At 36.2% G+C, this 13,067-nt stretch carries 8 protein-coding genes, 1 other RNA gene and 1 other annotated feature; of the genes, 2 read left to right on the forward strand and 7 right to left on the reverse strand.

Features of this window, described 5'->3' with window-relative positions:
* Positions 1-61: 61 nt before the first annotated feature.
* Together pflB and adhE are read right to left on the reverse strand one after the other, a co-directional pair.
* Complete coding sequence (gene pflB / locus JM172_RS02140; RefSeq protein ID WP_214480404.1) at positions 62-2,317, reverse strand: formate C-acetyltransferase; 2,256 nt, start codon at positions 2,315-2,317, stop codon at positions 62-64.
* A gap of 15 nt (positions 2,318-2,332) precedes the next feature.
* Entirely contained in the window at positions 2,333-4,936 is a 2,604-nt protein-coding gene (gene adhE / locus JM172_RS02145; RefSeq protein WP_214480405.1) for a bifunctional acetaldehyde-CoA/alcohol dehydrogenase, read from the reverse strand.
* A 340-nt stretch (positions 4,937-5,276) separates the two neighbouring features.
* Here adhE and JM172_RS02150 point away from each other — a divergent pair, with 340 nt between their 5' ends.
* Positions 5,277-5,999, forward strand: coding sequence for an RsfA family transcriptional regulator (locus JM172_RS02150; protein WP_214480406.1), 723 nt, complete (start codon positions 5,277-5,279; stop codon positions 5,997-5,999).
* 85 nt (positions 6,000-6,084) lie between these two features.
* Here the strand turns inward: JM172_RS02150 and JM172_RS02155 are convergent, their stop codons facing one another.
* The 5 genes from JM172_RS02155 to JM172_RS02175 all read right to left on the reverse strand — a co-directional run bounded on the left by JM172_RS02155 (position 6,085) and on the right by JM172_RS02175 (position 11,086).
* Entirely contained in the window at positions 6,085-6,852 is a 768-nt protein-coding gene (locus JM172_RS02155) for a tRNA threonylcarbamoyladenosine dehydratase (protein ID WP_214480407.1), read from the reverse strand.
* 334 nt (positions 6,853-7,186) lie between these two features.
* Positions 7,187-7,372, reverse strand: a non-coding RNA gene (ssrS, locus tag JM172_RS02160) — 6S RNA.
* Between the two features lie 64 nt (positions 7,373-7,436).
* On the reverse strand, positions 7,437-9,209 hold the full coding sequence (gene aspS, locus JM172_RS02165; RefSeq protein WP_214480408.1) for an aspartate--tRNA ligase: 1,773 nt from the start codon (positions 9,207-9,209) through the stop codon (positions 7,437-7,439).
* Positions 9,210-9,219: 10 nt separating this feature from the next.
* Positions 9,220-10,491 (reverse strand): histidine--tRNA ligase, encoded by a 1,272-nt coding sequence (gene hisS, locus JM172_RS02170; protein ID WP_214480409.1) that lies wholly within the window; start codon positions 10,489-10,491, stop codon positions 9,220-9,222.
* A gap of 50 nt (positions 10,492-10,541) precedes the next feature.
* Positions 10,542-10,834 (reverse strand) — a binding site (T-box leader).
* A gap of 75 nt (positions 10,835-10,909) precedes the next feature.
* Positions 10,910-11,086, reverse strand: a complete 177-nt coding sequence (locus JM172_RS02175) for a hypothetical protein (RefSeq protein WP_214480410.1) — start codon at positions 11,084-11,086, stop codon at positions 10,910-10,912.
* 166 nt (positions 11,087-11,252) lie between these two features.
* Here JM172_RS02175 and JM172_RS02180 point away from each other — a divergent pair, with 166 nt between their 5' ends.
* Entirely contained in the window at positions 11,253-13,034 is a 1,782-nt protein-coding gene (locus JM172_RS02180) for an N-acetylmuramoyl-L-alanine amidase family protein (protein ID WP_214480411.1), read from the forward strand.
* The last annotated feature ends 33 nt before the right edge of the window (positions 13,035-13,067 follow it).

The raw sequence follows: 13,067 nt of genomic DNA on the forward strand, positions 1-13,067 counted from the left end.
AAAAAAATAAGTACGTAAGGGGAGAATTAAATTATATCATTTTAATTCTCCCTTTTTTCACTTACATACTTTCATGGAATGTTCTATTTATAACCTCAATTTGTTGGTCGCGTGTCAATTTAATAAAATTCACGGCATAACCTGAAACACGTATTGTTAATTGTGGATATTTTTCCGGATGCTCCATTGCATCAAGTAACTGTTCACGTTCAAACACGTTAACATTTATATGATGACCATGTTGTGCCATATATCCATCTAAGATAGAGACAAGATTATTGATTCTCGTTTGCTCTTCTTTACCTAGAGAATTAGGAACCATTGAAAAAGTACAAGAGATTCCATCTAGACAATCTTCATAAGGAAGCTTTGCTACAGAATTTAGTGATGCTAACGCTCCATTTTTATCACGTCCATGTAACGGGTTGGCACCCGGTGCAAACGCCTCACCTGCTTTTCTTCCATCAGGTGTTGTACCTGTTTTTTTCCCGTACACAACGTTTGAAGTTATAGTTAATATAGATTGTGTCGGTACAGAAGAACGATACGTCGGATACAGACGAAGCTTATTCATAAATGTCTCAACTAACTCTGTTGCAATCATGTCAACACGATCATCATCGTTACCGAACTGTGGATAATCTCCGTCAATTTCAAAATCAACCGCGATTCCATACTCATTTCGAATAGGTCTTACTTTTGCGTATTTTATTGCACTTAAAGAATCTGCTACAACCGATAAGCCAGCGATACCGCAAGCCATAGTACGTAATATTTCCTCATCATGTAGTGCCATTTCAATACGCTCATAAGAATACTGATCATGCATGTAATGTATAATATTTAATGTATTCATATATAGCTTCGCTAGCCAATTTAGCATTTCATCATAGTTTTTCATTACTTCTTCATAATTCAAGATATTTGAAGTAATTGGATCAAGGCTTGGTCCAACTTGCACACCTGACTTTTCATCTATCCCACCGTTAATTGCATATAGTAATGCCTTCGCCAAGTTAGCACGCGCTCCAAAAAACTGCATTTGTTTACCTATCTTCATGGCAGAAACACAACATGCAATACCGTAATCATCACCGTATTCTTTACGCATTAAATCATCATTTTCATATTGAATGGAACTTGTTTTTATTGACATTTTTGAACAATATCTTGTGAAATGATCTGGAAGCTCAGTCGACCAAAGTACTGTTAAGTTAGGTTCAGGAGCTGGTCCAAGATTGTCAAGCGTGTGTAGGAAGCGGAATGATGTTTTGGAAACAAGTGGACGTCCGTCAAGACTCATACCACCAATTGATTCAGTTACCCACGTCGGGTCACCACTAAACAACTCGTTATAATCAGGAGTACGCAAAAATTTCACAAGACGTAGCTTCATTACAAAATGATCAACTAATTCTTGGACTTCTGATTCAGTTAGAACCCCATTGTGTATATCTCTTTCAAAATATATATCTAAAAATGTGGATACACGACCGAGACTCATCGCAGCGCCATTTTGTTCTTTTATCGCTGCAAGGTATGCAAAATATAGCCATTGAATTGCTTCTCTAGCGTTTACAGCGGGTTTTGATATATCATACCCGTATGATGCAGCCATATCTTTTAACTCTTGTAATGCTCTAAATTGTTCAGAAATCTCTTCACGATCACGGATAACTGTGTCACTCATTAAATCATTCTCTAATCGAGCATGAGCCTTGCTTTTTTCTTCCATCAAACGGTCTACACCATATAATGCTACTCTGCGATAATCACCGATAATTCTTCCTCGTCCGTATGCATCTGGTAACCCAGTAATGATACCAGCTTTACGTGCCTTCCTCATTTCTGGAGTATAAGCATCGAAGACCCCTTGATTATGTGTTTTTCGATACTCAGTAAACGTTTTCTCGACTTCTGTATCGAGATCATATCCATAAGCCTCGCAAGCATCTTTTACCATACGGATACCACCAAAAGGTTGGATGGAACGTTTTAATGGCTCATCCGTTTGTAGCCCTACAACGCTTTCAAGATTTTTATCAATATATCCTGGCTCATGTGAAGTAATGGTTGATACTGTTTGTGTATCAATATCAAGTACACCACCATTGTCCCGTTCCTGTTTCATCAACTCTAATACTTTATCCCAAAGTTGAGTGGTTTTTAGAGTTGGGGGGGCAAGGAAATCTTCCTTGCCCGTATAGGGTGTAACATTTGTTTGAATAAAATCTCGTACATCTATGGAATCTAGCCATTTTCCTTCTTTGAAGTTCTTCCAAGCAACTTCCGTTGGAATCGTACTCAATCTGTTCATCCTAATCCCCCCAAATTATACTCCTTTGAATGTTTGACGATAAATTTCTTCTAACTCGGTAACTAATGGTAACTTTGGATTTGCTGGTGTACATTGATCTTCAAATGCTCTGTCTGCCAAAATTGCCACTTTTTCTTCAAATTCTTTTTTATCTACACCATTCTCAGGTAAACTCATAGGAATATTTAGTTCTTTCGCTAATTTAATTACCGCTTGGATTAAGCTCTCTACACCTTCTTCAGTTGTACGTGCTGGTAAACCTAATGCTTTAGCAATTTCAGCATAACGTTGATCAGCAATGAAATGTTTATATTTAGGGAATGCTGTAAACTTTTTCGGTTTTGTTGCATTGAAACGAATAACATGTGGCATTAATAATGTATTTGCTCTACCGTGTGCAATATGGAACTCTGCACCCATTTTATGTGCCAAGCTATGATTAATACCTAAGAATGCATTTGCAAATGCCATACCTGCAATTGTAGATGCATTGTGCATTTTCTCTCTTGCAAGTTCATCTGCACCGTTATGATAAGCTTTTGGTAAATATTCAAATACTAGTTGAATAGCTTTAATCGCTAAACCATCCGTATAATCATTTGCCATATTAGAAACGTAAGCTTCAATCGCATGTGTTAGAACATCCATACCAGTATCTGCAGTTACGTGCTTCGGAACTGTCATAACAAACTGTGGATCTACGATTGCAACATCTGGTGTTAATTCATAATCTGCTAACGGATACTTGACATTGTTTTTCTTGTCTGTAATAACAGAGAATGGTGTTACCTCAGATCCAGTTCCTGAAGTTGTTGGTATTGCAACAAATTTAGCTTTGTTTCCTAGTTTAGGATATTTGAACGTACGTTTACGAATGTCTAAAAACTTCTGTTTTAAGCCATGGAACGTTGTTTCTGGGTGTTCGTAAAATAACCACATTCCTTTTGCAGCATCCATCGCTGATCCACCGCCAAGTGCAATGATGACATCAGGTTGGAATTCTTTCATCATTTCTGCACCCTTCATCACAGTTTCAATAGATGGATCTGGCTCAACATTTGAGAAAATTTCACAATGGACGTAATCTTGACGTTTACGTAAATAATAAAGAACTTTATCAACATAGCCAAGCTTCACCATACCTGGGTCCGTTACAATCAATGCTTTTGAGATTTCAGGCATTTTTGCTAAATATTGAGTAGAATGCTTTTCAAAGTAAACTTTTGGCGGAAGCTTAAACCATTGCATATTGACATTCCTTTTCGCAATTTTTTTGATATTTAATAAGTTCGCTGTTCCAACATTTGAAGATACAGAGTTCTTACCGTAAGATCCACAACCTAATGTTAATGAAGGAATATATGCATTATAAATATCTCCGATTGCCCCTTGTGAAGATGGAGCATTCACAATGACACGACATGCTTTCATACGTTTTCCATAAGCTTCTATGGTTTTTTGGTCTTCAGAATGGATGACAGCAGAGTGACCTAGACCTCCAAACTCTAGCATTTCTTCTGCACGAGTAATCCCTTCCTCTGTATTATTAACTTTATAACAAGCTAGTACTGGACTAAGCTTTTCTCTTGAAAGTGGGTGAGCTTCACCTACACCTTTTAATTCAGCGATTAGAATTTTAGTATCTTTTGGTACCTCTACACCAGCCATTTTTGCGATTTCATAAGCTGGTTTACCAACGATGTTTGGATTAACAGCACATTTGTTTTCATCAATAACAAGTTTTTCTACTTTTTTCTTTTCGTTTTCTGATAAGAAGTGACAAGAATGATATATCATTTCTTTTTTCACTTCATCATAAATTTCTTTATCGATAATAACAGCTTGTTCAGAAGCACAAATCATACCATTATCAAATGTTTTTGATAAAATTAAATCATTTACAGAACGTTTCACCTCAGCAGATTTTTCAATATAACAAGGTACGTTACCAGCACCTACACCTAACGCAGGTTTACCAGTACTATAAGCTGATTTAACCATTCCTGGGCCACCTGTCGCTAAGACGATCGCAACCCCATCATGATTCATTAATTGTTTTGTTGCTTCGATAGATGGCGTTTCTATCCATTGAATACAACCTTCAGGCGCTCCTGCTTTTACTGCTGCGTCACGAAGAATTCTTGCTGCTTCACTACTACATTTTTGTGCAGATGGATGGAAAGCAAAAATAATTGGGTTTCTAGTTTTAATTGCAATAATTGCTTTAAACATCGTTGTTGATGTTGGATTTGTCACTGGTGTTACACCAGCAACAACACCTACTGGCTCTGCAACTTCGATTACACCTTCGTGTTCATTATCATTAATAATGCCGACAGTTTTATCATATTTAACGTTATGATAAATATATTCAGTAGCAAAAATGTTTTTAATAATTTTATCCTCATAAACACCACGTTTTGTTTCATCAACTGCTAGCTTAGCTAAGTGCATATGTTGATCTAATCCTGCTAAAGCCATTTCTTTTACTATGTCATTGATCATTTCTTGATCATAATTGCGAAATTCTTTTAAAGCTTTAGAACCACGATCAACTAAAGAATTAATCATTTTTGAAACATCTTGTTGTTGTTTTAATACTTTTTCTTCAACAGCCATTTGAAACTCCTCCTAATTTCTCGCTTAAAGTTTGTGAATGTTTTCACATGTGAATGTTAAAAAAAAGCAACTTACTTGATACTTTACGTTTTTTACTAAATTTATTAACTAACTATCTTACACGTTTATTATACTATCGATATGTTGCGAATAGTTACATTAAATTTGACGACATTGTGAATAATTTCACATACGTTATTAAACTGATATCCTCGACTTTTACTCCTTTTAATCCTTAAAAAAACTAGTAAATGTATAAAAATTATAATAGCCGTCCATTCTATTAATAGAAAATCTACTATATAGTAAATTAAATTTTTCAGAAGATAGGAGTGTTTATGTGAAAGTTCGTCAAGATGCATGGTCTCATGAAGAAGACCTATTACTCGCAGAAACAGTACTTCGCTATATTCGTGAAGGTGGAACTCAGTTATCAGCCTTCGAAGAAGTTGGTGATAAGCTTAACCGAACTTCTGCTGCTTGTGGATTTCGGTGGAACGCGGAAGTAAGAGGAAAGTATGATCAAGCTATCGCCATTGCGAAAAAGCAAAGAAAAGAAAGAAAGAGAGCGTTAGACAGATTAAAGAAGCAAGATGAGCTTCCTAGTACAATTTCACTACCACAGATTACTACAGTTGATGATAACCATCCAGTAGAGAGCTATAATCTAAATAATGAGTTCACGACAGAGTTGTTGACTACGCCAGTGACGACATCAGTTCCACCTATAGAGCCATCAGCTGGATCAAATTCAATATCTCTAGAAGATTGCATTTCTTATTTAAAAGAACTTAAAGTACAAGATCAACATTCAATGAGATTGCAGCAGGAAAATGTACAATTACAACAAGAAAACCAAACTCTTTCAAAGCAAAATAAAGAACTAGTTATAAAGCTTGAAAAAATGTCCGAAAAGCAATCTATGATACAAGAAGACTATCAAGCATTAGTACAAATTATGGATCGAGCACGAAAAATGGTTTTATTTGATGATAATGAAGAAAGACCTTCTCCAGCTTTTAGAATGGATAAAAACGGAAACTTAGAACAATTAGCTAAGTAAAAAACGTGGTCTATCTTTAGACCACGTTTTTGTCATTGTCGGAACGAGAAGAACCAAGTCGATCTCAGATAAATGTAGCGTATTTTTAGCCCTGATTTACTCGTTTAATTGGTATATCTGTTAACAATTCAGTAACCACATGACTTGCCATTATTAGCCCTGCTACTGATGGAACAAAAGCATTGGATGATGGTGGCATTTTAGCTTTTCTAATGGGTGTATTTTCATCAGGTACAATTTTCTTGCGAATATCTTCCCGAATCACAATAGGACTCTCGTCAGAAAATACTACTTTAATCCCCTTACGGATACCCTCTTTTCTTAACTTCGTTCGAATAACTTTTGCAATAGGATCAGTGTGAGTTTTGGAAATATCAGCTATTTTAAAACGTGTAGGGTCCATTTTATTTGCTGCACCCATACTTGAAATAATTGGAATTTTTCTCTGCAAGCATTCCTTCATTAAATGGATTTTGTAACAAATCGTATCAGACGCATCTATAACAAAATCTATTCCATAACTAAAAAATTCCTCATACGTCTCCTCTGTATAAAACATTTTCAACGCAATCACTTGACATTCTGGATTAATATCTTTTATACGGTCCTTCATGAGGTCAGCTTTTGGCTTACCGACTGTTGAGAGTAAAGCGTGAATTTGTCGATTTACATTTGTAATATCGACATCATCCTTATCAACTAATACAAGCCTTCCTACACCAGATCGAGCTAGTGCTTCAGCTGCAAATGAACCTACACCACCAATTCCAAGTACTGCCACTGTGCTATTTTTTAAAATGTTTAATCCTTCTATCCCAATCGCTAATTCATTTCTAGAAAATTGATGTAACATATTCTCAACTCCGTTTGTCACAAACTTATTCAATGTTTTCCGATAAAAATAATATCATAAATTATAAGAAATACAAGATTTGAAGATCATTTTTTCGTCAAAATACAAAATGTAACAGTCTTGGCAAAAAGTTGTTTTGTAACGTTGCCGTCGTTATCTAGAACAAAAGCTGCTACGAACTTTAACTGGGGGCACGTTTATTTCTTAGAAAAACAGCCCATTGTAAGATCCTCAAGCTACGTCTGTTACAAATGTATGGCATTTATGTACTCTAAATAGCTACAAAAACCCTATACATCATGTATAGGGTTTACCTTTTTTATTTTATTATAACGGAAGTCCCAATTGTGCCGTCGATGCCTTCGTTTTGATCCCGCACTCCGCAGGTGGGTGCCCTGTTCCAAATGTTAGTACGTCCTTATAATCCAGAAGGCATGTACGCCGTTTGAAAACTCAAGCTCCCGTATAACTTATTGTTCGGTCAAAACAATAGGTTATAAGACGAACACATCAGGACTTTCAAGTTCTGTTATTATAATATCACACCAATTTACAGTTATCAAGTTGAGGAAATATTGGACATATTAGCTTTTTTTCACAGTTAACGCTAAGTTAAGTTCAGCTAATTGTTCGATGCTTACTTCTCCAGGTGCGTCTGTTAGTAAATCGCTAGCACTAGCAGTTTTCGGAAAAGCAATCGTATCACGTAGATTAGAACGACCTGCTAAGATCATGACAATTCGATCTAAACCTAAAGCAATACCTCCGTGAGGTGGTGTCCCATATTCAAATGCTTCCATCAAAAAGCCAAATTGTTCGTTAGCTTCTTCCTTTGTAAAGCCTAAAGCTTTAAACATTTTTTCTTGTAACTCTCTTTCATATATACGCAGTGACCCTCCACCTAATTCATAGCCGTTTAACACTAAATCATATGCAACAGCTTTTACGCGAGAAGGGTCTGTATCTAACAATTCAATATCTTCTCGGGCAGGCATTGTAAAAGGATGGTGTGCTGCGTAATAACGCCCTTCTTCATCATCATGCTCTAATAAAGGCCAGTCTGTTACCCACAGGAAATTAAATTTATTTTCATCAATTAAGTTTAGTTCTTTTCCTAGCTTTATGCGCAATGCACCAAGAGCATCTGCCACAACTGCTTTTTTATCAGCGACGAATAATAATAAGTCACCTGCAACAGCTTCTAAAGAAGAAATAAAGCCATTTTGTTCTTCTTCACTGAAAAACTTTGCAATTGGACCTTTAAGCCCTTCTTCCTCAACTTTTAACCAAGCTAACCCTTTTGCGCCATAAACACTAACAAAATCAGCTAAAGCATCTATATCTTTTCGAGAAAAGGAGGTCGCAGCACCTTTCACATTAAGTGCCTTGACTTGGCCACCTGAATTAACAGCCCCTGAAAACACTTTAAATCCACAGTCCTGAACTTGTTCCGATAAGTCTATTAACTCCATCTCAAAGCGCGTATCAGGTTTATCAGAACCGAATCTATCCATAGCTTCGTCATAGGTCATGCGTGGAAACGGAAGCGATACTTCAAGACCTTTAACATCACTCATGACTCTTGACATCATTTGCTCTGTCATCGAAATAATATCCTCTTGATCCATAAAGGAAGTTTCGATATCAATTTGGGTAAATTCAGGTTGGCGATCTGCTCGTAAATCTTCATCTCTGAAACAACGTGCAATTTGATAATATTTTTCGATGCCACCTACCATTAACAATTGTTTGAATAATTGAGGTGATTGTGGTAAAGCATAAAACTCTCCCTCATGAACACGACTAGGTACTAAATAATCACGCGCTCCTTCTGGTGTACTCTTTGTTAGAATTGGCGTCTCAATATCTAAAAACCCTTCATCATCTAAATATGATCTAATTGATTTCGTAATATTATGGCGCATTTTTAACGTATCAAATATGACTGGTCTTCGAAAATCTAGGTAGCGATACTTTAAGCGGGTATCTTCAGAAACCTCTGATTGATCAGCAATTACAAAAGGAGGTGTTTTTGCTGAATTAATGATTGTAACCTGTTCTGCGTGTACTTCAATTTTTCCAGTACTAAGGTTTTCGTTAATCGTGCCCTCTTCACGAGCAACTACATTACCCTCTATATGAAGAACAAATTCATTTCTTACTTTCTCTGCTATACTTAAAGCTTCAGGAGACATTTCTGGATTAAATACTACTTGAACGATCCCCGTACGGTCACGTAAATCAACAAATATTAAGCCACCTAGGTCACGTCTTTTTTGTACCCACCCTTTTAATTTTACTTTTTCTCCAATTGCCTGCTCTGTTACTTGCCCACAAAAATATGATCTTCCAAACATAAGAATCCCCCTATTGTATGTTTTCCATTACATATGACGTAAAATCATTCAGATTTATTTCACTTTGTTCACCAGTACTCATATTTTTTACATTAATTACGTTTCTCTCTATCTCTTCGTCACCTAATACAGCGACAAATTTTGCTTGTAACCTGTCAGCCGCTTTGAATTGAGCTTTTAATTTCTTGTCTTGATAATCTTTCTCCGCAATTAATCCAGCATTCCGTAATTGATGTACTAGGGAGACGGACATATCCTTCGCTTTTTCTCCTAGCGTAACAACGTAACAATCGATGTGACTCGTTATTGGAAGCTGTATCTTCTCGGCATCGATTGCTGCTAACAGTCGTTCTATACTTAGCGCAAACCCTACACCAGGAGTTTCTGGCCCACCAATACTCTGTACTAAACCGTTATATCTACCCCCACCACATAAAGTTGTAATGGAACCAAAGCCTTCTGCATTACTCATTATTTCAAATGCGGTATGATTATAATAATCAAGTCCTCGTACTAGGCGAGCGTCTACTTCAAAGGGAATGTGTAGGCTTGTTAAATACGTCTGAACCTTATCAAAATATATTTTTGATTCATCATTTAAATATTCCAATATGGAAGGTGCTGAATTCATCAATTCATGACCTTGATCCTTTTTACAATCTAAAATTCTTAACGGATTTTTCTCTAATCTGGTTTGACAATCGGTGCAAAACTCATCAATTTTAGGTTCAAAGTGCTTAATAAGGGCATCACGATGAGCCACTCTACTTTCTTGATCACCTAAGCTGTTGATAACAAGTTTTAAATTTGTAAGCCCTAAGCTTTTGTATAAGTCCATTGCTATTGCAATTACTTCAGCATCAATTGCAGGGTCATTACTTCCGAGCGCTTCTATGCCAAATTGAACAAATTGACGAAACCTTCCTGATTGCGGTCTTTCGTAACGAAACATTGGGCCAATATAAAATAGTTTTGTAGGCTGATTAGGACTCCCGTACATCTTTTTTTCTACAAAAGCTCGAACAACCGATGCTGTGCCCTCAGGCCTTAATGTTAAACTCCTTTGTCCTCTGTCCTCAAATGTATACATCTCTTTTTGGACGATATCTGTTGTTTCTCCTACCCCTCTAGCAAATAGCTCTGTATGTTCAAAAACTGGCGTCCGGAGTTCCTTGTAATTATATTTCCCACACAACTCTCTAGCTTTTTCTTCAACATATTGCCAGCGCTCAACTTCATCCGGGAGAATATCTTGTGTTCCCCTTGGTATTTGATAAGACATACATTTTCCTCCTAAATTAACCAAAATAAAAAACTCCCATCCCTACTATTCGTAGGGACGAGAGTTATCATTTACCCGTGGTGCCACCCTAGTTGAAGCATTATTCATCTGCTTCCACTTAGTCAGTTAACGCCTGATTACGTCCTTCTCCTAGTCAAACCTTGTTACTTGTAAACGTTCAAAAAACTCTTGACCATTTTCAGTTAACAATTGATAATTTTTCAGAGAGAAACCTCCAGAGTGTTCATTCGTTAAGTCAGCATGACGAAATGCTTTCAGCCTAATGGCATTTCTTCTCTTTTCATGTGAATCCTTAACTACTGTTCTCTTTCACTGGTTGCTTCAATATTATTTTCAGAAAGAATTTTATATTATCATACGTATGAACAGAAAACTTGTCAAGAGAATTCGATAATTATTATGATCTATGCAAGTGTTTTTTTAGTTTTTTTATATCTTTCACTGCTAATCCATACTCCGACGCCAATTCTATTAATGTAGAATCATTCTCTCTTTGAATAAAGTCATGGAAATCCACACCGAATAATTGATTGCCTTCTTTTCCACTAATCGCACTTTTCTCACTATATCTCACAATAAAACTTCCTTTCCACACCATTTTCTACTGCATTTATATTTCTCTACGTAATAATTGTAGTTTTCCCTTCTGGCTGAAAATATTTCATTAAATATACAAGGAAATATAAAAAAATTAGCGAAAGAGTAAAGATGGCAAAAAGCTAATAGAGGAGGTACATTGTTTGTTCAAGAAGATATGTTTATTTGTCCTAATTCTTGTTATTCTTATACCTAATAATAAAATTACTTATGCTGAAACAGAAACAATAGCAGTGAATGTTCCATCATTGAATGTGCGTACAGGACCTGGTTTATCATATGAGGTCATTACAAATGTTAAACAGGATGAACACTTTACATTAATAGCAACAAAAGACGATTGGATTCAAATACAATTACCAAATCAACAAACTGGTTGGGTTGCCTCATGGCTGGTCCAAAATCTCACTACAGAAAAATATAGCTCGACATCAAAAGTTACTGCAATTGTAGATGAGCTACGTATACGACAAGGTCCAGGAAGTAATTTTGAAATTATTGGTTCGATGAATCAGGGTGATCATGCTAATGTAATTGAGCAACAAGTGGATTGGACTAAAATTTCATTTGCCAGTCAAGTTGGATGGGTCTCTTCACAATACTTGTCACTATCTGATTCTGATTTATCCACTCCTATGGAACAAGCGCAAATCATTGCTCAAATATCTGTAGATAGCTTAAATGTTAGAAGTGAACCTTCTCTAGAGTCAGAAATTATCGGACAGCTTCATAACGGAGAAGAAAATGCAATATTAAGTGAGCAAGAGAATTGGCTTGAAATATCATATATGAATACTTCTGGCTGGATTCATCGATCATTTGTCAATATTATTAATGAACAACAACAGGAAATTGACACATTAAACCCAAACGAGCACACCGATGGTTCTGATTCAGAACATGAGGAGCAGCAACACACAGATATAAAAGGTGTAGTAACAGCAACGACACTTAACGTAAGGAGCAATTATTCATTAGATGGAGACATTGTAGGTAATATACCTCAAGGAGAAGAGATACTCATATTAGAAGAAATTAACAAGTGGTACAAAATCAATTGGCTCGGAGGTGAAGGCTGGGTTGCTAGCTGGTACGTCAAGCTTTTAGAAGAACAAAATAACCCTAACACGATAAACGAACCTAAAGAGAAAGAAAGTACTGTTCGTATTTTACATAATGGTACAAATTTACGAGATAAGCCATCAACGACTGCAAAAATAGTCGTACGTGCAAATGAAGGTGATACTTATCCAATCCTTGATATTGATGGAGATTGGTATAAAATTCAATTACCTAATGAAAGTACTGCCTATGTTGCAGGCTGGATTGTCAAAGCATCTACGAACGTACCCATTATAGAAAAAAATGGCATTGAACAATATTTAAAGGATAAAATTATCGTCATCGACCCTGGACATGGTGGACGTGACGGCGGAACAACTGGTTTGAAAGGTTCGCTCGAAAAGAACATTACTGTTAGGACTGCAAACATCTTAGAAGACAAGCTAACTGCTGCTGGAGCTACAGTCTTTTTAACTAGAGAAGAAGATATTTACGTATCGTTAAGAAACAGAGTAAGTATTTCACATTACTATAATGCTGATGCCTTTATTAGTTTACATTACGACAGTACTACTGATAGAGGGGTAAGTGGCATTACTTCATTTTACTATGACGAAACAAAGGATAAACAATTAGCAGTATCTTTACATGAACAACTTATTAATTATACTAATTTAAATGACCGAAATGCCCGATTTGGCAATTATCATGTATTAAGAGAAAACAAGCAGCCATCAGCCCTTCTCGAATTAGGGTTTTTAAGCAATAATGAAGAAGAATTAATGATCAATTCAACACACTTTCAAGAAGCGATAGGCAATGCACTCTATTATGGGCTCGCACAATATTTTAATAACAATTAGAGGTTGTCCAGAAAGTCATTCAATGACTTTCTG

The sequence above is a fragment of the Bacillus sp. SM2101 genome, from assembly GCF_018588585.1.
Taxonomy (GTDB): Bacteria; Bacillota; Bacilli; order Bacillales; family SM2101; genus Nanhaiella; species Nanhaiella sioensis.